The organism is Spirosoma pollinicola, from assembly GCF_002831565.1.
GTDB classification, from domain to species: domain Bacteria; phylum Bacteroidota; class Bacteroidia; order Cytophagales; family Spirosomataceae; genus Spirosoma; species Spirosoma pollinicola.
The window spans coordinates 8,612,118-8,631,640 of the sequence record NZ_CP025096.1 but is presented as its reverse complement, the minus strand read 5'-3'; the positions used below and the strand labels follow the sequence as shown (position 1 = coordinate 8,631,640).

Here is a 19,523-nt window from a genome sequence, read left to right as displayed (position 1 = left end):
TTCTTCAAAAAATCCCCCGGATTGACACCGCTCTTGGGCCAGTGCCCTAGGTCGGCACAGGTGCCAAAGTTGGGATAATTTTTAAGGGAGGCTAATAACAATAATGGGTCTAATTAAAACAAGGATCAACTTAGTCACAACTTACCTAGACGATCACTAAGCGAGTCATATCGGTAATAACGCGATTGGGAGGGGTAATGAAACCGGTACGCCGATGCGGTTCCTTTTCGAGTGCAACTCAAAAAAGGCTACCGGTTTCATCAGAAACCGCTACGGCTCTGTCTCCTAAACTCGTACCGCCCGGCCTTTTCAATCTACCGCACCGGCCGCCCGGCCGCTATTTATGTTAGCTGAGAATCGGATACAATACAGATTACCAAAGGGGCATCAAGTTCTTACGGTCGAGCCGTGACGAATTTGATCCGTTTTCAAATACATCCCTTAGGGCAACACAAACGAGACCGCTTCCACTGTCGTAAGGTTAAGATTGGGAAACACTCTTGTCCCAACGTTCGGATCTACGTACGTATTACTTTGTACGGATTCCCCATAGAGCCGAAGGTAAACTGTCTGGCCACTCTTAAAGCCAGCCGTTAAGAGGTCCTCTTTAGTGAAACCACCGGTCACATTGTTGTTAAGCACCGAGACAATTGGTGAAGTGAATGTGTAGTTCGTACTGGAAACCGCTGGATCAGTGCTCAAAAAGTAGCGTACGTAGCCGCGGTTAATCGCCGTAGGAATAGGAGCAACCGAGTAGAGCACACTCACCCCAGAGCTACCATTGTAAGCACTGCCGGAGAGGGTCAGAGAGGTAACTGTTGTCGTCGCTAGTTTGCCCAATTGAGTAGCGGGCAAAATCGTACCATTGATCGAACTGGTAGTCGAAACGCCAAATAAACGGAAGGTGCCATAACCCGCTTTACTCATAGTTAAATCGTGTAAGCCGTAAGTAATATTAGCTAAACTATATTTTCCGGCAGCGTCTGTGATAGTGCTAACACCGGTCAGATCATCGACTGTTATAATTACCCCACTATTATCGGCTAGTGTACTGGTTTTATCATCCCAAAGTTGAATGGTTCCCGACAGAACACCACCGGCGGGGGTAGGGGTGTTGGTCAAATTGGTCGAGCAAGCAGCTAGGGAAACAAGACCTAGTAAGGCGGTTAAATACAGAAGTTGATGGCGTGTACTCATGGTTTTTAAATAAATGGTAGTTGATAGGCGAAGGGTCAATTAAGATAGTTATAAGCCACTGCGTAGTTATAAGCCATTACTATTTTAAAAGCGATTTATTTCGTTTACTTGTTTACCACAAGTTTACGTTATTCCACATGGATAAACTAACAACTTTAGTAACTTTTTTGGTATAGTCTTTATAGTGACTAAGGCTGTCAAATCTGTACAGGATCGTTAGGAATTCATCTATCTTTTATTGACGTATACTGACTTAGGCACCACCGTTTCTAGCTTACTACTATTGGCCATCTTTTCTACTCATCACACTTTTATAAGACGCTGAAACCCACTGAAGTTGAGTTAAGTAAGCGACTTTGCTGTTCTCAACCAATTATATAGACATTTATGATTAAGTCGCCCCACGTACTGGTCACGTTACTACTGACCTTACCCTTATTGCTCAAAAGAGTGCAGTTTATGATAATAAACTGAGGGGCATTATCCCGCTTGACTCGGAGAGTAAGCCTGCTTATCTGGTCGATAACAACGTGGCGGGCGTCACTAAGGGTAAACTCTTCAAACGGGCTCGAAAGTGGTTTGTCAAAACGTACAATGCTTCCAAAGATATTCTGCAGGTAAACGGCCAATCGAGGGGGGCACTAACGGGCCAAGAAGGTTAAAAGATATCTGTCAAAAGTCAAGAACTTGTCTGGCAAGGCAACGTAGTGCATACACTCTCGGTCAAAGTCAAAGAAGGTAAATACAGGATAAGCCTGACGGATATGAAGATCGATGGTCATCCATTACAGTTGTACCAGTTACCACACTCTTGGAATTGCTACGGTTTCCTGATCCTCAAAATTTATTGGCTACCAGCTATATTTTAGCGCTCATTGGTGCAGCTAACAATATCGCTTATCTTCCCATCCAGTTCATTGACGGCTCGTTCCAGCATAACAAGCTCCTCTCTGTCTGGATGAAAGTAGTCTTCTTCTTTAATCAAAACCATCAAGCCCAGGATGGACGAGACTGGCCTGCGCAACTCATGAGACTGAATGTACGCTATTTTTCTTAAGGATTCGTTTTGTAAGCCCAGCAATCGTTCCCGCTGTATCCGGTCCGTGATGTCAGTGGCATTACAGGATACACCCAGTATTACACCTTCCTCGTCTCTGGCTGGCTCGTAGGTGATGTACCAAAACACTCGTTTATCAGGATAAACGATTTCCCGCTCGCTGGTTACCGTTTCTCCCGATAAAGCCACTTGATAATTCTCGACAAAAGTCGGCAAATGAGATTCATGCACATACGCTCTGATATCCATCGCCTCCCGAATCCTAATTCCGTATAACTCGTCAATAAAGAGTTCAAGTGATTTATTAAATGCCAGGATGTCAAAGTCTCTTCCCAGCAGGAGGTGGCAGGAGACGGAACTTTCGAAAAATGATCTAAGCTTGATCTCCGCCTGTTTTGCCTTAACAAACTGACTTTTGAGCGCGTTGATGCTGAATTCAAACTCCAGAACTTGTATGACTTGCCTGGCTAATACCCGAAGCAGCTGTTTTTGAGTGTCAGTAAGCTCTTTTGGCTGCTGATCAATAACGCATAGGCTCCCTAGATTATGGCCATCCTGCGTCGTCAGGGGCGCACCAGCGTAAAAGCGGATATTGGGATCACCCGTGACCAGGGGGTTGTGGACAAAACGCTCGTCCCGCTTAGCATCGGGGACTTCAAAGACATCATACTCCTGGATCGTGTATTGACAGAACGCATCCTTTTTACTCGTCGTTGGGTGATTGAAGCCCACATTGAACTTGACGTATTGATTTTGGTCGTCCAAAAGGGTTATTAGGGCGACTGAAGTCTGACATATTTCAGAGGCTAACTTGACAATCTCTTCTAGTTCCTTCTTTCTATCAATCTCCAAGGTCAGGAAGCGGTTTACCGCTTTCAAGCGTTCCAGTTGTTGTAAAGGCATATGAATTAACCAAAACTCGTATAAGGACTTAAATTTATTAAAATAGAACGGCAAATAACAACTTAAATGTTAATAATAAAACAACATATGTAACTTTGGAGGAAAAATAACTCTTTACAGGTAACTTATCGTTATGAAAATAGCCATTATTGATGATGATCCCATTTTTCAATTTCTGGTAAGGAAGGCAATTGTAAAAATCGCGCCAGCGCATGAGTTACTTCGCTTCGATGACGGCCAACAAGCGTTCGATTACATTAAGTCGTGCCTGCCGCTTAACCAAGCTGCACTTCCTGAGTTAATTCTGCTGGATATTAATATGCCCTGGATGAATGGATGGCAATTTTTGGACAGCTATCGAGCCCTGAAAGCCGTGAACTATCATCCTCACATTTACCTGGTCAGTTCGTCTTCCGATCCAGCCGATTTATTGAAATCGCAGACCTACCCTGAATTGAAGGGATACCTTAAAAAACCGCTGTCCATCCAGCAAATGAGCGATCTCTTTACGGCCTTAAGGGACTGAGAGCCCACTGTTATCTTCTAAGTAATTGAGCAAATTTATCTTAGATTAACTACCTTAGGTTTATGAGCCGCAAAGAAAAGCATATCGATCTAAACGAATCAGAACAAATAACTTTACGGGAAGGGGCAAAATATCATCCTAAACCTGAATTTAGAGAAAAATGTCGAGCTCTTTTGTTGAACCAAGCTGGTGTGACCATCAAACAAATTGCCACTCATCTAGATGTCAATCATAATACGGTCGGAACATGGATAAACACCTGGGAAACAGCAGGCATTGTTGGCCTAAATCGAAAACTAGGCCAAGGGCGTAACCCGATTTTGAGTGTTACTAATCCTCGTCATATCGGGCACTTAGACACTAGCTAGCTAGACGAGTGCGAAAGGGAAGCGGCTGAAAAGGCGACGGAGTGCGGTGGTTGAGCCAGTTTTTGGTAGTTTACTGAACTACTTTGGGATGCGCCGGACGCCTGGCGAAGGTAAAACGGGTGCGCACAAGCGGATGGTGATGGCGGCAACGGCCTACAATCTCAAGAAGTGGCTATTGGCCAAGCGCTGGCCTAAAGTGGTTACTCAGGTGTTGGCTTTGCATCCAGGGGACTCTTTTTTGTCTTTATGGGACGGGTTACTTCAAGGGTTCTTTCATTCCAAAAGAGTTGTGCAACAGTCACGGTCATTAATTGAACTTGTTGGGCACCTAATCTTCTATTAGTGAACGATCTGTGTCAACTCAAGCATAAATTAAAGTCGTCCACGAAAACCTCCGATTCTAGCATGAATCCTGTTTGCAAAAAATTTAATAACTGTTAAACGTAATCAGTCGCATACGGGTGCAATTGATCTGTCGCTCCCAGGCTGAAAAACGGCCCCGGATGTGCGATTTTCAGTCTTACCCAACATAGCCAACCAGCTCTTTTTCAGTTACCACTTGCGCCCTCAATTGCCGATGAGTTTCCGTTCAGGCTGGGCATGGTGGCATTACACCAATAGTTAGCGTGTTTGCCCTGGGCATGTCGGCACGGACAAACTCAAGGCCCGAATCGCGGAGCGTAAAGATGAACGCTGCGCTACGGGTGAGTCGGTCGAACTTTGGGCTAAGTAATACCCCGCCCCTTTTCTTACCAGTAGCGTCTTAGCGGCAGAACGGGGCCACCGGGGCGCGGCCATCCAGTCAGACCGCAGCCGCAGACGGCCGCCGGTGTGGCCGCACTAACAGGAAAACAGAAGAGTAGAGACGCTATTATTCCGTTAATTCGTTGACCGCCCGGCGGGTTATTTCTGTAGGGGAAATTTAGCTGCCCGGAGCCTACCAATCCAGGCGTTAGACGACCAACGACCTTTTTCAGCTCTATAAGTCAAAATCTGCGCTTTGTGGGGCACCATGGCACGGCTAGTCGCCTGTTAGTGCGCAGCGGCGGTCCGACTGGATGGCCGCGCCACGGTAGCCGCACCCGGTGGCCCCATTTTACTGCTAAGATTCGATTAAATTCAGCTTAGGTCTGACAGCGAGCCAGTCGTTGGGCTTCCCGGCGCCATTCTTCATGGACCCTGTATAGCCGGTCGATGTGGAATGTCGGCTGTTCATCCGGCCTCAGATGGATCGCGCTTTTTATAAGCTTTGTCGTTTCATTTTTTTGCGTTTTTGGCCCATTTTTGCGTTTTTTTGGGTGCTTTTTTGCGTTTTTTTGGGTGCTTTTTTGGGTGCTTTTTGGTCAAAACGGCCGTTTTCGTCAACTTTCGTCAACCATTGTCAACTTTCGTCAACCACGATTTTGGGTCGTATGGGGCCTTTCTTTTTTTTTAATGAATTGATTTTTAACTAATTATCTTATAGTCTGAAACCCACTGCATTCGCATGGTTGACGGGTTGACGGGTTGACGAAAAAAAATGCGTTTTAAAAAATGGCGGTTCGCCGGTTCAGAACCCCGCATGCCCTTGGCCAATTTTTTCTTTGAAACGCCATTTTTCGGGGTTTCCGGCCGATTGAGACCTATTTGAACACGGGGCCAGGGCGGTGGATCATCGGCAGACTCGTCGTCCCCCTCCACCAAGTCGTCCGGGCTGAAATCCTGAAGCTACGTTCTGATACATTGGTAATCGAAGGCCATAGCCGTCGTGGAAGTCAACCCGAACTTACTACCCCGAACCCGGCCTGAGTAGCCTTTCTCATGGACCAGATAATGCTGCAATCGGTTGAAATCCATGGCGTTAACGGTTGTGTTTCTGGCACCGCTTCCCGTAGCTGGTGTGCCTGTTCTGTAACCGACGAAAGAGCACCGTCCTGCCAGCCGGTGATTCCTTGGAATCCAGTCGTAGGGTATGGTCGGGTGTTTCCTGGGTCATTGCCACCTCCATGCGTTTCGTTTCATCGAGCCGAAAATCGATTTTTCCCTTACTCTCATGGTTGCGATATAGGTAGTTGACCATTTTTCAGAACGTCGTCGGCTCTGATGAGTCGCCAATAAGGTCATGTTGGGCGGCAATAATGTTGTAGGCTGTTTTGCGAATCTGCGCTTTAAAAAAGAGGGAATTCGAGCACTCCCTGGAGTACCTGGCAGGTCGCCCTGAGGATGGCCATGGTCTGGGCTATCCGGTCGTCAATGCCGGTTTTGACCACGTGCGCTTTGCTACGGGCAATCTCAAGGTCGTATTTACCCTAAAAGTTGGCCTCAATCAGCGGCCGGTGCTTAGCAATTTCCGCCGGTATGGGGGATACCCCTTTCCGTCCGACCTCCGCCGTGCAGCGTGCCGGGCGGTGCTTCTCTTGGGTGGTAAACTGAGTTTTGGTGAACGGCAACCGAATGCAGCGGGTAAACAGGGCAATATCGGCCGTGGAAAGTTCCTGGCCGGCAATAAGGCAGCCCGACTAAACGGGAATGGATTTGTTACGGTTATCCCTGCTGTTTTCTGATTTGGTGTGGTCAGCGCTATCCTAGGCCGTCTTAAGCGATTGCATCCGCTGGGGGTCAATCGTATTTTTGTACTCATCCATCCAGAATACTGCGTTCATGAAATCAGCAAACTGCTGGTAAACGGCAACGCGCGTCCCCGTATGGAGCCTAAACGGCAAGCGGTCCTCGCCAAATAGAAACAGGGTGGACCAGCCTCTGGTCGACTTACCCGACCGAAGCGGACCAATCCGATACAGATGGGGGAACAGGCGAAATTGGCTGAATAAACTATCCCTGAACAAACACGTCCTGTCGTAGAGCAGCCGATTTGACCATTGCCCTTGGTAGCGTAGATAGCCCAGTAGGATTGGGCGTCCTGCTATAAATCTAGTTGACCAGATTTATAGCTTCCTAGTTTTTGGTTCGGGTATTTGTCGGCGTCGGTGCTGTAGATTATAGCGAGTGTCGGTAAAAAGGAAAGCCTTTTGTTGGGTTTAACGATGCCATAGCCGTTTTTGCCTGGTAGACCCACCGCACGCTCGTTAGCCGGTAGCGAAGGCGGGAAAGCCCGCCGGATGAGCGTCTGGCGTCTGGCGGGCTTGGGCTTGCTGGCTTTTTCCGGATCGCTTTGCCGGGTACACGGCCCGGTCCTCAGCGAGCCATTTTCGCCAGCCTGGTAGCGAAAATCAGGCTGTTTTCGGGGCATTCAGGGGGGAAAACCACGTTAAAAGTAGAATATGAGCAACGTGTTTTTTTTCGTCAACTCGTCAACCCGTCAACCACGAAAAAATAAGTCATTTAAAATCAATAGGTTAGCCCTAAAAACATGGTTGACGACATGGTTGACAAAACGGTTAATTGGGGTAAAAAGGTTGACGAAATCAATCAAAAACACAATTTTTGGCCCTTTTTCGTCTTTTTTGACCCTTTTTTTTGCGTTTTTTTAGCGTTTTTTGCCCTTTTTTTAAACGTTTTGATACTTTTTTTTAGCCTATCAGCGATGAGCTACGGTGATGGTCCAGGCCACTAAAATTGTCGTCTGCTGGTTGCCAATCGGTTGGGTATTGGGCTACTGGGCGTGGTTTTGCGGTTTCGGTTCGCGGGTAGCCCAGCCGCCCTGGCCACCGCCGTCCATTGACCTTTTCGATAGGCCCTGCCAGTGGTCTCCATTCGTACGCCATCGGTATTCCTGGTTCACCTACCCCCTACCGGGTACGACACGGCTGGCGTATCCCCCTGTACGACCCATGAATCCCGTAAGATGCCCCCCTGACGGATACGAATCGGCATGAACGGCCTGGAAAGCTTACTCCCCGGAACACCGGTGGGCTTGATTGATTTAAAGCGGTACCCCCGGCGTTGGTCAAGCCAACGGCTCCCGGGCTTAGCGAAGAAACCCGATGTCCAGACCGGACTCGTTGGCCGGGGATGGATCGGGTCGCCGGGCCGACCGGGTACTTCATCAAAGACGTACTACGTCTGCGCCAGTGGGGTGTTGAGACGTAGTAAATGTCATTGTATTACATCCAGACGTATTACGTCCGGACGTAATACGTCTGGATGTAATACGTTTCCAGCAGCGGGTCAATGGATCAAATGGCCGCTCATCTCGCGTTTGGTGAACCCTTGATCAGGTCTACACCCGGTTAACCGTCGGCCACGACCGTTTTGTGGAAAATCAGCCCGTTGGCCGGTTTTTTACCGAGTAAGCCCACGAGTCGGGCTGGTTGGGGCCTGGCCATTTGGGTAGGCGATGACATGGGCTTGAACCGGGCGCAACCGGATCAAGCCGACCGGGCGCCTATTTTTCGTCCTAAACGGTGAATCTGACCGGTGCCACTCCGGCTGTAGGCTCTCCAGCCCACAAAACGGGCTCAGAGTCTAGTCGGTTTATTCGATTACCGACTGGATGCCGCCAGCCATTAATCGGCTAAAACCGACCCTGTCGAGTTATCCACTTAGTGTACTTTGAAAGCCATCGGTCAATCGGCCCATTCGAGGGGCCATTCCCGACCCGACCGATTAATCCCCATCTACCTAATTCCGTTCCCTGAGCACTGGCTTTTAGGCGCTTCGTATGGTCTACAATCGTCACAACCGGTTGATTTGCCCCCTACCAAGTATTTTACGATTGAGCTGATTGGGTATGACATGGTCGGCGTATACGCCGTGAAGTATCCGGGGCGGCATGAACGGCCTGGATACGTTACCCCAGGCCCGGCGGATGGGCCTCCTCCCCACCTCTTCCCGGGCTTAGGAGAAACCCAAGGAGCAGACCAGACCAGACTAGTTGGCCGGGGGTGAGTCGGATCGCCGGGCTGATTAGATACGTCATCGAGGACGTAGTACAGCTGGTCTAATGGGGTAGTTGAGACATATCTCCGTATCACAGACGGGATACGTCTTGGTAGCACCGATGTACTACGTCCTTGTATCCCGTCTTAAAACGCGTGTAACGCACGTATCCCGTCCGGACGTATCCCAGTCGGTTGTGATACGTCCGGACGGGATACGTCTCATGAAGGGGGTGAGTGGCCGACAAGGCAGCGGGTCACGCGTTGGCTGAACGCTTCGCCCGGTTAAAACCCGGTTCTCGGTCGGTCACCGCCGTTTTGTGGCTAATTAGCCGGTTGGCCGGGTTTCTATTGAGTAAGCCCAGCAGTCTTGGCGGTTCACCCGGGTCATTCGGGTCGGCGATGGCGTGGGCTTGAGCCAGACGAAACCGGATCGATCCCACGGGGAGCCTACTGGTCCGCCCGAACCGACGGGTCTGACCGGTGCGGCTCCGGCTGTAGGCCTTCCAGCCGACAAAACGCGACCGGCTGCCCGTCCGTCCTACCCCCCTCCGCCTAAGCCGGGTCGAATGGCCGGTGGCTTATTTGCCAGCGACCCGGCTTAGGCGGTACGCCTCCTAAACATGAACCCGGGCGTTGCCGTCCGCTACGGTTGGAGTAGGTAGTTAAAATGCGTATTCCGGGCGGAGTCGTCCGGATACAGGATCGTGTTGCCGGGCATCAACAGGCCCACGCCGGGATCCAGGCGAACGCCCAGGTCGATTCGGCCCACAAAGGGCCCCCGTTTATACCGACGCCCCTCATACAACAGGATGTCTTTACTTTCCTTGACCACCCTGATCACCACGGGCTGGTCAACAACCGGATTGGTCAGGGCGGCCAGCTGTTGTTTCAGGTACTGGACTTGTTGGCGGAGCGCCTCGAGTTGAGGCGTGCTTTGTTTGGCCGTGGCATAGCGTTCCTTGGCCACCGCGTTATTGGCCTCGACGCGGCATTCATCCGAACAATAGCGTTGGTTCCTACGCCGGGGCAGAAAGGGTTGTTGACAGTGGGGACAGGGGGTAGTTATAATCTTACGCATACTGTAATACACGGTTTTAAACGTTCTGACCGATAAAACTATGAATAATATGTGTTAAATGTTTTATTCGATTCATCTAATTTACGTACATTATTCATGTTACATGGTTTACCGGTCGGTTTGCCAACTTGCGGGTTAACCGCCGGATTTGGGTAGTCTAAAACCGGCCTAATCTGGCCGTATGAAAACCCACCCGGTTCAGGTCGGCCGCCATCTGAACATAATCCCGGCCGACCTGCCCCATCATCGTATCATGGAGGCGGCTCGGCGGTTGTTCTCGTTTTCCGCCACTCGTCGCCCCCCTTTTTCATGGATTCAGCCGTTAGGTTCTCGGGTTTACCCAGGCTGGCCCCTTGCGCGATTTTGACCATTGGAAGTTGACGCCCGAATCGCGTAGGGTAAAGATGAAGCTGGCGTTGCGACTAAGCCAATCGGGCTTGGCGATGACCTGCACGGCTCCTTCCTTCTTGGCCCGCTCAATGGCGGAAGCCAGTTGGATCCGCGGATTCTTCTGGCCAGATTCGACTTCGGTAAACTCGGCAACTATAACTCCTTTCACGTAGGCGGCCACCGATGCGCGCTGGGCCTCGAGTCCCAACCCGGTACTAAGCCACATACAGGTTTTGGCTCCCGGTCGACCTGGTGAGGTACTGGTTAGTCATTGGCTTGAAATCGGGTCATGCGTTCATTGTCGCTATTGAGTGTGCGGTCGTCCATCGGCTCGGCCTGTTGAAGCTCCAGACGCAGGAAATCGATCCGTCGGCTTCAGCCAGCCAGCCTGCCTTTTCATTTTTTTTCCTCTCCCACCCAGGGTGATACCTTGCCTAGTGTAATGTCTGATCAATCACGACCGTGAGCATGGTTTGGGTTTGGTGGGTGCTTTGCGTGGTCAGCAGCCGGATCCTGATTAGGCGTCGGTAGTCCCCTAAGTTGCTGGGTTCCCTGTACCTCTTAACGGATGCCGACAGATTGGCTTATGTCCAGCGCCGGGCGAGGTGTCGAGCGACTCGAGCCGGATGCGGACGTTTATACTCGAAACTTACGAGTTTTGGTCTACTTTACATACGTTAAACGGAACGACTCTTTAACGTACGTAAACCACCCGTGGAACACCTGTATTTGATGGAAAATTACAAGTGCAGGTATACATACGCTTTTCACTGGTTTATGATAGTAAAACGGACACATTCATTGTTGAACAACTGCAAGAATGTCTTCAGAAAATTTAAAAAACATCACCTTTACAAGGTATTGAGAGATAGTGTTTAGCCTGTTTATTAACTAAATGACTGTGCTCTTCCCTACTCAAACCGATCCTCTTTCTTTGGATTGTTCGATTAGACTAGTGAATTTATGTCAAGTAGTAGGATGGAGAATTTTGTGGAGTAAAGCTGGATTAATAATGTATAGGTTCTTACAGTAGAGGACGATATTAAAACAGGTATAATAAATCAGTGATTATAAAACTTCTATCAACGTTTTTCGGGAGTAAATACGCCATATTAGGCAAAAAAGCTATGATTTTAATGTTAATTTTAATGTCGTTTTTGATACTAGTTTTAACGTCATTTTTAACTTTAAAACTAGCATCTTTTTGCATGTCATTTTAAACATTATATTTGACGTTAAGATTAACCTTATAAATCAGCGAGAAGTTATGATTTTCACCGTAGGTGGTATTAAAGGCGGTAGTGGCAAGAGTACAATAGCGACGAACCTCACCGTGTGGCTCTCGAAAAAAGGTTTCGATGTATTACTGATTGATGCCGACGAGCAGGAAACCGCTACCAAGTTTACGAAGTGGCGGGAGCGGATTACCGAAGGCAACAGTGGCTACACAGCGACTATTTTGACGGGTGATGCCGTGCGGCAACAGGTATTGAAGTTCAAGCCCAAGTTCGATCACATTGTCATTGACACCGGAGGCCGCGATACGACCAGTCAGCGGGCAGCACTGTTCGTCTCCGACGTGTACTTGGTTCCGTTCAACCCGCGCAGTTTCGATCTATGGACGATTGCCGACGTAGAGAATCTGGTTAAGGAAGTCCGATCTGTCAAACCAACCGAACTCCAGGCATTCTCGATTCTCAACCGGGCAGACCCCAAAGGTTCCGATAATAAAGATTCGGCAGAGCTACTCCGCGAGAGCACCGTTATCGAACACATTGGCCCCGCGATTGTAAGCCGAAAGAGTTTTGCCAATACCGCTTCAGCTGGTCTCGGCGTCATTGAGGGAAGTCCGGTCGACGAAAAAGCAGTAGTCGAGATTAATCAGTTATTTAATGGCATTATGCAGAAAATTGACGTTGATTTTGACGTTAATTTTAACATTATTTCCAGCATTCAAAAAGACACTAAATAAGACATCAAATTTGACGTTATATGGCTATTAATAAAGCACCTATAGATTTACCGAAGCCAGCAGCTGTTGTTGCCGAAAAGAAGATACCGGAAAAGAAGATCCAGGAGTTCATCAACCGGGGTGGTAAACCGACGAGTAGGGGAGAAGAAGCGGCTGAAACAGGTGGAACAAAGAGTATCAAGCTTATCGTAAAAGACGCTGAAATGAGCGCCATTAAAGTGTTACGGGACAAGCGCCCCAGCCGGAGCCGGAAGATTCCAATTTCAGTGCATGACTGGGTAATTGAAGCGATTTTGGAGAAGATTGAGCGAGACCAGAAAAAGTATGGTTTGACGTTGTTATAGACGTTAAATTTAGCGTTAAATTTAACATCATAATAATCTGTATTATACTAACATACAGCTCGTTATAAACCATTTATTTGAAATAAATTCGTCAGTGTTAGATAGACCTAACAATTAATTATGTAGTACTTTTTTAACGAGTAAGCCAGGTTGAGAGACCGGGCTTATTCTCCTTTTCGTACACTTTAATACGCAGTTTATGTCGATTTACATACCTGCGGAAAGTGAAATATATAAGGCTGGAATTATACCAGTACCAACACCGTAGTTAGTGCAGACCTTTTTCGATTTAATACGTTCAGCCTGCTGCGCGTAAGCTTGGTGAAAATCTTCAGAATCGTACACGATTCGTTACGAATTCGCTTTGCGAAATCCAGCTCGATAGATATCTAAAAAGTCGGCTCTAGGAGCGTGCAGACAAATTGAAGATCTCTGAAACAATTGGGGTGAAAATTGATGACTGTCTCAGAAAGTCAGTTGCATTAAATTCTTGAGACCGCCATTTTATACACTTTCCAGTACTGCCTAGTTCAGAGAGGACTACCTCATATCTGTGCTCTTAGAAAGTTGTAATCAATTAAAAGGGTATTTTTCCCAGTGTTAGCGTCCCCTTACTAAAGTATTTTTATATAATAAATAGACTACTGTACTTCTATGATTTTAGAGAAGTCGCATAACCCCGAAGAGATAAGGTCTGTATAAAGGTTCTTGTTGCACGATAGGGCGGCTTTATACGGTAACCTGCAGATGCTGATAACGCCTTTGTTACTATATAATCAGTAACTATTACTAAGTAGGATTTCCTTTTCGATAGCAAAGTCACCCTTTCTCAACTGAATAGATAGGCGCTTTTTGATCCAGTTTTAGACACCTAGCTGGCGAACCGGTTCAACGGTGTCAGCTATCCTTTACTTGTTGTCTTACTATGAGAAGAAAACTCTTCATACTGTGTCTACTACACTTATACTCAATTACCTTACTCTCAGCTCAGGATATATCAGGGTACTGGCATGGGTTTCTCAGTACGCCAGGATCATCCATTACTCAATACTGGGCCATTACCACTACGATTACTCAAAGTGGAACAGCCATCGGGGGAGAGGTTTTGCAAGTTGCGGCCACGAATCAACAATATTTTGGTCTTTTTAAAATAACCAACGGTACTTTTGAGAATAATCATGGGTCAATGGAAGCTGGAACCGTCATACGGGAAAAACTGCCGCCTAAATCCAACTGGTGCCTTGGTACGTCAACATTCACGTACTTTCCGGATGAAGAAAAAATTGAATCCATAACCAAGAAAAACAGTGCTACCCACCCCGGATGCCCCGCCCAGAGCACCTCGACTATATATCGACTTAAATTAAAGTCTCCAAGCCGGTATTGTGTTGATCAGCCCGTAGAATTAAGTATTACGGGGCAGAATGTCAAATGGTACGCTGATGCCGATAAAAAACAACTGGTTCATGAGGGCAATACATTTAAGCCCGGTATAACGTCGACAACTACTTTCTATGTGAGCCAATCGCAATACAATATGGAAAGCCTGGTTGTACCAATTAAAATAGAAATTATTGATCCACCTCTAATTACCACCACCCTTACTGCCGAAACATGTGGACAGGCAAATGGGTCCATAACGGTAACCAGTACCAACCAGGTCCAATACAGTCTTAATAACGGGGCCTTTCAGAACACCTCCGTGTTCGACAACCTTAAGCCTAGTAACTACACACTCCAAGCGAAAAATACGGCCGGTTGCTTGACCACTAAAGAGATAACGATTGCCAGGCAGGAAGTTCCTAAAATTAACGCAGTGTTTGCTATAAACCCACAGTGTGGAGATGATAAAGGTTCGCTAACTATAGAAGCATCAGGCGGAACAGGTCTGTTAAGTTATTCGCTAAATGGAAAAGACTTTAAAACCGATAGTCAGTTCGAGAAGTTGACAGGAGGAAACTTTACCGTCACGGTGAAAGATCAAAATCAATGTTCAGCATCACAGTCCATTAGTCTCAAACAGACGCGTAAGCTTCAACTAAAGGATGTATCGGTTAATTCTACAACGTGTGGCCAATCAAATGGACTCATTTCATTAAGTACGAATGAGGGAAATGGAAGAATACAGTTTTCGCTGGATGGTGCGACCAATCAAGCAAGTGGCATTTTCGATCATCTAAAAGCGGGCGTATATACCGTTTCAGTAGAAGATGAAGCTGGCTGTACCGATATAAAAAGTGTTACGGTAGCAGGCAGTGTAGGACCTAAGATTACTCAAGTAACGATTGAGCCAGCTACCTGTGATCAACTGAACGCCAAATTATCGGCGCAAACTACCGGTATTCCAAATCTTACTTATGAATTGAATGGGGTTGTTGTTCCTTCCTTGGCAAACATTGATAAACTGGCAGCAGGAACATACAAAGTGGTTGTCCGTGACCAGAATGGTTGTTCTATTGACACCAGTTTTATTAAGTAATTAGGCAGAATTAAGCTTGATACTAACTTGGGTATTTTTTACAATAAGGTTTGTAAAGCTGATGGTATATATCGACCCATACTCCTTAAAAATATAAAGAATAGCTTTCTTTAAGGTTGACCAGCTTTTATAATGCGTTTTGTTAAGCCACTTATATTTGCAGAAGCGCCACAGAATTTCAATGGGATTCAGATGAGGACTGTAGGTAGGTAAATAAAAAATGGATAGACCTTGGCTTTCCCAAGTATCAAATTCGGTTTTAACCACTTTTGCATGATGAATAGGGCCACTAGCTAGCTAGGCAACCTTCTGATCTGTTGCTGTTCGTCAGTAAGTGTGGTATTGGCAGGCAACGTTTGATCGTTTTTTTTGTGGCGTTGTCTCCATTTGCTGATTCGTCCTGGATCGATGTCCAATTCGCGGGCGGCTTCTTGAATTGATCCTTTTACATAAGACAGCTCGACAGCCATTTCCTTGAATGCTTCGTCAAACACACGTCGTTTAACCATGGTCAAATTGAAGTTTGGCCTCAAATCTGCCTAAAAAAAGTCTCCAGTCAAATGTAGCAAGTTCAAATCGAAGGGTTCTGGATAGTGAACCGTTCCCTTTACCTGACTACTATAAGCCGGTAAGCAGTAAGCCTGCCAGACAGCTGGAGGTAGATTAAAAGGAGGATCAATCCCTAAGTCGTGAGCTGGTACAAAACCAAACCGGGGGTAATAGGAAGGAACGCCTTCTAAGACCACGACCGGATAGGGGCTAGCGGCTAACCAGTTTAAGGCATGCTTCATCAAGGCAGAACCAATATGCTGCCGTTGGTAAGTAGGCAACACCCCCAAGGGAGAGAGCGGAGCTACTTGATGACCCGACGTGATAGAGGTTCGACTGAACATGAGGTGTCCGACAAGGGTATCCTCTAGCTGAGCGACTAAGTTTAACTCGGGAATTAGGGAGTCAGAGGCTCGTAAGCGCCGAACCAATTCGGCGACTCTGGGATCAGGATCAAAAGCGGCCAGCGCCAGCGCTTCAGTGGCTGGCTGGTCGGCACTTTGCTCAGGACGAATACGGATCGTAAGTGGATCAATCATAGCTAATTTACCAGAACGTTTACTTATATAACACCAATGAAGCTATTTTTACTGATAATTAGCACTTGGTGCTATCCTTTTCTAACCAATACCCAAAACCGTGTTAGCCCATCCAGGCTACTAATTATTCTAAGTTGTATGTTGCAAGTTTGTTTCGAGAGCATAAGCCAATAGAAACAAAACGATTTTGATCAGAAAACCCACTTCGGTAACCGCATGAATTTTCTTGGGAAACCGCAACGTAACCTGGCTGAAAGCCTTCTCGATGTCTTGACGAAGCATTTTCTTGTAAGCCCCTTCCCAGGCTTGATCAGGCCGCTGGCTATTCGCCTTGCGTTGGATCGTCAAGTAAATCTGCTCACAATCCGCATACAATTCTTCCTGTTCGTAGTCCGTATAGCCTGAATCTCCGTAAACTTCGCTACCAGCGGGTAAAGTCAAATGCATCATCTGAAGGGCACTTACATCAACATACGAGCCGGGCGGAATGAAAAACTGCACAGGTTGCTTCTCGAGGGGAGTCACCATTTGAACTCGAAAGCCAAAGAAGTAGCGCCTTTTGGACACGATCTTTCCCCGGTAGTCTTCTCCTCTTACCAGCCGCGACCGGCTGATGCGGATGTTGTCACAAACGTTCACTGGAAACGAATTTATCAGATACTCACTTCTCAGATTAAGTGCTTTAAAAAAGTCTGCCAAATAGTAAAATAAAGCGCTTATAGCTCCGTGAGTAGGTTTATAATATTGATGGCTTATTGTCAGTATGCCAAAATACAAACCAGCGGATTACGAAGTATTACGACGACGCTGTGTCGATCTCGATCAGGCGGGTTGGAAGCAAGGTCCTATTGCCCAAGCGCTTGGCTTGACTCAAGGCTGGGTTAGTCAGACGCTAAAGAAGTATCGTCAACAAGGGGCCCTGGGCTTGCAGTGGCGCAAGCCCCCCGGAGCACCCACTCGGTTGACGGCTGATCAGCTTTGTCAACTCGTTGAAGCACTCAATAAAGGAGCTGAGCACCATGGTTTTGCCGGTGCCGTTTGGACAAGGCCCCGCGTCAATGAGGTCATCAAGAAGCTCTTCAATGTCAGTTATGATCCTTCCCAAGTTGGGCGTTTGTTGAAGAAAGTAGGTTGGAGCCGACAAAAACCACAGGCTAAGGCCCGGCAGCAGGATGCAGGAGCGGTGGCTCAATGGCGTCAGGAGCGGCTACCCGAGCTCAAAAAAAGTTAAAGCCGAAGGGCGGGTAATTCTCTACGTTGATGAATCCGCTTGCTATTTACTGCCACTGTTGGCTCATACTTGGGCACCGTGTGGCCAAACACCAGTGGTCATCGAGCGAGCTGGTCGATCACACTTAAGCTTGATCGCTACTATAGCTCCTAATGGGCGCCTGTATGTAGCTGGGCAAGATCAGCCTTTCACAAGCGAAGATATTGTGTGGTTTCTGACCAAACTGTGTAGTCGCTATCGAAAACGAGACTTGTTGGTGATTTGGGACGGCGCATCGATTCATCGTAGCGAAGTAGTTAAAGCCTTACTGGGTGCCAAGCCTGGTCGAATTCATTTAGAGCGTTTACCCGCCTACAGTCCCGAACTCAATCCAGTCGAGTTATTATGGAGTCAACTAAAGCGAAGTTTAAAGAATCAGGTATTCACCAGCTTAGAGGAACTGGCTGTAGCCGTTCTGGAAAAGATCAGGCTTTTAGAGCAGGACCCAAAACTTGTGAAAGCATTCTTCCGTAAGAAAGAAATAGGCTTTATTACAAGCTAATTCACAGATCTATAATGTCATGGCCAATCGATGCAAACGCCGATTAAAGGAGGATTTCTCCAGCATTGTAATGCCCTGTTTATCCGCCGTATAAAGCATAGCGGAGGCCTGAGTGCCCCCAAAGAAGCGAGCGGATATAACCGCGGTTGTCAACACGATACTATCGCTTACTTTAGGAGTTGCCTGGGGTTTGATCGACCCCTGCTGGCGAGTTTCCTGGAAAAAAATCATCCGAAAAGCAATAACTTGCCACTACTTTCTCAGACATAGCTGGTGTTGGTTTACCTCTGTTTTCGCACTTCAAAGGTAATCTCCACGGGGCTATGACTGTTTTTGTACGGAGCTGATCGAATCAACCCTCTTTCATACAACTTGGATTAATTAAGTAAATATACTTACCTTCGATGCGTGCATTCTGATTCACTCCGTGAACAACTTTTCTTTTAAAGCCTTGATCTGACGAATTGAGGCTATTTTTATAAGGCCGTCTGCCAATTGAGAGACTATAGAATTGGTGACAACTATTACCTTATTGGTTAAATTCCAACTATGTCTGACCAAAGGTTGCTTATCTCATTTAAGGTAAGGTTAACGTATGAAGATCACCAAGTGGAGCTACGAGCTTAATCGACTTTATCAGACCCGTAGCGAATTGCAAATTGCCTTGGCGTTAGCCAAACAGTCAGTAGCCCGTTGGGACCAAGCTGGTGATTTTTTATTGGTCATTGAGTTCAGCCCGCAGATCGAGCAGTTAACCCTGTACGTAAGCGAACTTTCCGATTTGATTGCCAGTACCGAAGCGCTTCATCAGGCTGCCATTCTAACCGGCAACTACGAGTAGCCTGGTTCATCAGGTACTACGCCTGCGTACGGCGTTATTATGAGGTGTAATAATCAGTACGGCAAAGCTCATAGTACAGGGGGTACTGGTAGGGGAACGATCGTTCTTAGCGAACTGGCTGAAAAGTTAGCCAGGCCAAAGGCCTTCTTAAAACGTACTCCCATACCGCTTGCGCTCCTGTTGTTTTGTTTTAGCCAGGCGGGCGTCAATCTCGGCGCGCTGCTGGACCTTGAGCCGGTGGTGAAGTTCTTTGTCCCTGGGGACAAACGTCCGACTATGATGGTTATCCTGAGTGATCTTTACCTCCCAATAAGTCAGGTCAGAGGTATCGGGTATAGCGGTGTAAACGGTTACTATTGGGTTCATACGGGTAGTGATTCAAGGTAGGGCATTTTAATAGTCTATACTAAAATACTGTAAGACCCCTACGTATCCGGTTAAGGTAATAAATAATAAGAGCATAGTCCAACTTAAGTGAGTGATTTATCAAGTTTGCCACTGACCAGCAGTAGGCTTTTCTGTCATCCTATTCATCCTTTTCACGCCCTATTCCCAGTTGAGTGGACTACCCTATGGATAAAACTTGCAAAAGACGATCCAAGCTGACCACAATTAGGTCAATTCTGGCTGATTTTTTAACGATCATCAGTTGCCACATTTCCTCTCTAGCTGAGTGGTATCTTTCCTT

27 protein-coding genes and 1 pseudogene are annotated in these 19,523 nt (G+C 47.2%); 13 read left to right on the top strand and 15 right to left on the bottom strand.

Translation table 11 applies throughout. The features are described from left to right. Positions 1-441 precede the first annotated feature (441 nt). Positions 442-1,197 (bottom strand): hypothetical protein, encoded by a 756-nt coding sequence (locus CWM47_RS36910; RefSeq protein WP_100993466.1) that lies wholly within the window; start codon positions 1,195-1,197, stop codon positions 442-444. An 865-nt stretch (positions 1,198-2,062) separates the two neighbouring features. Then, the gene (locus CWM47_RS36900; protein ID WP_157816207.1) at positions 2,063-3,157 is read right to left on the bottom strand and encodes a GAF domain-containing protein; all 1,095 of its coding nucleotides are present in this window, start codon (positions 3,155-3,157) and stop codon (positions 2,063-2,065) included. 133 nt (positions 3,158-3,290) lie between these two features. Here CWM47_RS36900 and CWM47_RS36895 point away from each other — a divergent pair, with 133 nt between their 5' ends. The 3 genes and pseudogenes from CWM47_RS36895 to CWM47_RS36885 form a co-directional block, all read left to right on the top strand. Continuing rightward, positions 3,291-3,683: a response regulator gene (locus CWM47_RS36895; protein WP_100993463.1), complete on the top strand. Its 393-nt coding sequence runs from the start codon at positions 3,291-3,293 to the stop codon at positions 3,681-3,683. Positions 3,684-3,745: 62 nt separating this feature from the next. Continuing rightward, positions 3,746-4,051 carry a helix-turn-helix domain-containing protein gene (locus CWM47_RS36890; protein ID WP_100993462.1) on the top strand — a complete coding sequence of 102 codons (306 nt, stop codon included), beginning with the start codon at positions 3,746-3,748 and terminating at the stop codon, positions 4,049-4,051. Between the two features lie 19 nt (positions 4,052-4,070). After that, positions 4,071-4,394, top strand: a pseudogene (locus tag CWM47_RS36885) (transposase); the annotation flags it as partial. A gap of 1,364 nt (positions 4,395-5,758) precedes the next feature. Here CWM47_RS36885 and CWM47_RS39955 read toward each other — a convergent pair. Both CWM47_RS39955 and CWM47_RS38645 read right to left on the bottom strand, forming a co-directional pair. Beyond that, the gene (locus CWM47_RS39955) at positions 5,759-5,887 is read right to left on the bottom strand and encodes a hypothetical protein (RefSeq protein WP_262512002.1); all 129 of its coding nucleotides are present in this window, start codon (positions 5,885-5,887) and stop codon (positions 5,759-5,761) included. Positions 5,888-5,891: 4 nt separating this feature from the next. Then, on the bottom strand, positions 5,892-6,110 hold the full coding sequence (locus tag CWM47_RS38645) for a hypothetical protein (protein ID WP_157816205.1): 219 nt from the start codon (positions 6,108-6,110) through the stop codon (positions 5,892-5,894). A gap of 73 nt (positions 6,111-6,183) precedes the next feature. Between CWM47_RS38645 and CWM47_RS36870 the strand changes: the two genes are divergently transcribed. After that, a complete protein-coding gene (locus CWM47_RS36870) occupies positions 6,184-6,594 on the top strand; it encodes a hypothetical protein (RefSeq protein ID WP_100993459.1) in 411 nt (136 codons plus the stop codon). A gap of 21 nt (positions 6,595-6,615) precedes the next feature. Here CWM47_RS36870 and CWM47_RS36865 read toward each other — a convergent pair whose 3' ends face one another. The 3 genes from CWM47_RS36865 to CWM47_RS38640 form a co-directional block, all read right to left on the bottom strand. Continuing rightward, positions 6,616-6,876, bottom strand: a complete 261-nt coding sequence (locus tag CWM47_RS36865; protein ID WP_100993458.1) for a hypothetical protein — start codon at positions 6,874-6,876, stop codon at positions 6,616-6,618. 77 nt (positions 6,877-6,953) lie between these two features. Further along, positions 6,954-7,280: a hypothetical protein gene (locus tag CWM47_RS36860; RefSeq protein WP_100993457.1), complete on the bottom strand. Its 327-nt coding sequence runs from the start codon at positions 7,278-7,280 to the stop codon at positions 6,954-6,956. Positions 7,281-7,560: 280 nt separating this feature from the next. Then, the gene (locus CWM47_RS38640; protein WP_157816204.1) at positions 7,561-7,755 is read right to left on the bottom strand and encodes a hypothetical protein; all 195 of its coding nucleotides are present in this window, start codon (positions 7,753-7,755) and stop codon (positions 7,561-7,563) included. A 787-nt stretch (positions 7,756-8,542) separates the two neighbouring features. On the opposite strand from CWM47_RS38640, the gene CWM47_RS38635 reads away from it, so the two are divergent. Next, positions 8,543-8,878: a hypothetical protein gene (locus CWM47_RS38635; RefSeq protein WP_157816203.1), complete on the top strand. Its 336-nt coding sequence runs from the start codon at positions 8,543-8,545 to the stop codon at positions 8,876-8,878. A gap of 403 nt (positions 8,879-9,281) precedes the next feature. Further along, positions 9,282-9,473, top strand: coding sequence for a hypothetical protein (locus CWM47_RS36850; RefSeq protein WP_157816202.1), 192 nt, complete (start codon positions 9,282-9,284; stop codon positions 9,471-9,473). 41 nt (positions 9,474-9,514) lie between these two features. Here CWM47_RS36850 and CWM47_RS36845 read toward each other — a convergent pair whose 3' ends face one another. Beyond that, entirely contained in the window at positions 9,515-9,949 is a 435-nt protein-coding gene (locus CWM47_RS36845) for a hypothetical protein (protein ID WP_157816201.1), read from the bottom strand. 322 nt (positions 9,950-10,271) lie between these two features. Then, a complete protein-coding gene (locus tag CWM47_RS36840; protein ID WP_240625642.1) occupies positions 10,272-10,547 on the bottom strand; it encodes a recombinase family protein in 276 nt (91 codons plus the stop codon). A 44-nt stretch (positions 10,548-10,591) separates the two neighbouring features. On the opposite strand from CWM47_RS36840, the gene CWM47_RS38630 reads away from it, so the two are divergent. The 4 genes from CWM47_RS38630 to CWM47_RS36825 all read left to right on the top strand — a co-directional run bounded on the left by CWM47_RS38630 (position 10,592) and on the right by CWM47_RS36825 (position 15,134). Beyond that, positions 10,592-10,765, top strand: a complete 174-nt coding sequence (locus tag CWM47_RS38630) for a hypothetical protein (RefSeq protein ID WP_157816200.1) — start codon at positions 10,592-10,594, stop codon at positions 10,763-10,765. Positions 10,766-11,606: 841 nt separating this feature from the next. Continuing rightward, entirely contained in the window at positions 11,607-12,311 is a 705-nt protein-coding gene (locus tag CWM47_RS36835) for an AAA family ATPase (protein WP_100993453.1), read from the top strand. Between the two features lie 20 nt (positions 12,312-12,331). After that, positions 12,332-12,655 (top strand): hypothetical protein, encoded by a 324-nt coding sequence (locus tag CWM47_RS36830; RefSeq protein WP_100993452.1) that lies wholly within the window; start codon positions 12,332-12,334, stop codon positions 12,653-12,655. A 925-nt stretch (positions 12,656-13,580) separates the two neighbouring features. Then, entirely contained in the window at positions 13,581-15,134 is a 1,554-nt protein-coding gene (locus CWM47_RS36825; RefSeq protein WP_157816199.1) for an immunoglobulin domain-containing protein, read from the top strand. On the opposite strand, the gene CWM47_RS39950 is transcribed toward CWM47_RS36825, so the two are convergent. The 4 genes from CWM47_RS39950 to CWM47_RS36805 form a co-directional block, all read right to left on the bottom strand. After that, the gene (locus CWM47_RS39950) at positions 15,135-15,416 is read right to left on the bottom strand and encodes a transposase (RefSeq protein ID WP_100992318.1); all 282 of its coding nucleotides are present in this window, start codon (positions 15,414-15,416) and stop codon (positions 15,135-15,137) included. 11 nt (positions 15,417-15,427) lie between these two features. Beyond that, positions 15,428-15,643: a transposase gene (locus tag CWM47_RS36815; RefSeq protein ID WP_100993450.1), complete on the bottom strand. Its 216-nt coding sequence runs from the start codon at positions 15,641-15,643 to the stop codon at positions 15,428-15,430. A 30-nt stretch (positions 15,644-15,673) separates the two neighbouring features. Continuing rightward, positions 15,674-16,222: a GNAT family N-acetyltransferase gene (locus CWM47_RS36810; RefSeq protein ID WP_100993449.1), complete on the bottom strand. Its 549-nt coding sequence runs from the start codon at positions 16,220-16,222 to the stop codon at positions 15,674-15,676. Positions 16,223-16,351: 129 nt separating this feature from the next. Then, complete coding sequence (locus tag CWM47_RS36805) at positions 16,352-16,921, bottom strand: transposase (protein WP_262512001.1); 570 nt, start codon at positions 16,919-16,921, stop codon at positions 16,352-16,354. Positions 16,922-16,985: 64 nt separating this feature from the next. Here CWM47_RS36805 and CWM47_RS39675 point away from each other — a divergent pair, with 64 nt between their 5' ends. Both CWM47_RS39675 and CWM47_RS39670 read left to right on the top strand, forming a co-directional pair. Then, positions 16,986-17,453: a helix-turn-helix domain-containing protein gene (locus tag CWM47_RS39675; RefSeq protein ID WP_240625641.1), complete on the top strand. Its 468-nt coding sequence runs from the start codon at positions 16,986-16,988 to the stop codon at positions 17,451-17,453. Continuing rightward, complete coding sequence (locus CWM47_RS39670; protein ID WP_240625640.1) at positions 17,395-17,994, top strand: IS630 family transposase; 600 nt, start codon at positions 17,395-17,397, stop codon at positions 17,992-17,994. The genes CWM47_RS39675 and CWM47_RS39670 overlap by 59 nt, the downstream gene beginning before the upstream one ends. A gap of 9 nt (positions 17,995-18,003) precedes the next feature. Here the strand turns inward: CWM47_RS39670 and CWM47_RS36795 are convergent, their stop codons facing one another. Then, the gene (locus tag CWM47_RS36795) at positions 18,004-18,225 is read right to left on the bottom strand and encodes a hypothetical protein (protein ID WP_100993447.1); all 222 of its coding nucleotides are present in this window, start codon (positions 18,223-18,225) and stop codon (positions 18,004-18,006) included. A 364-nt stretch (positions 18,226-18,589) separates the two neighbouring features. On the opposite strand from CWM47_RS36795, the gene CWM47_RS36790 reads away from it, so the two are divergent. Continuing rightward, positions 18,590-18,835, top strand: coding sequence for a hypothetical protein (locus CWM47_RS36790; protein ID WP_100993446.1), 246 nt, complete (start codon positions 18,590-18,592; stop codon positions 18,833-18,835). 147 nt (positions 18,836-18,982) lie between these two features. Here the strand turns inward: CWM47_RS36790 and CWM47_RS38625 are convergent, their stop codons facing one another. Further along, complete coding sequence (locus tag CWM47_RS38625; RefSeq protein WP_157816197.1) at positions 18,983-19,201, bottom strand: hypothetical protein; 219 nt, start codon at positions 19,199-19,201, stop codon at positions 18,983-18,985. Between the last annotated feature and the right edge of the window lie 322 nt (positions 19,202-19,523).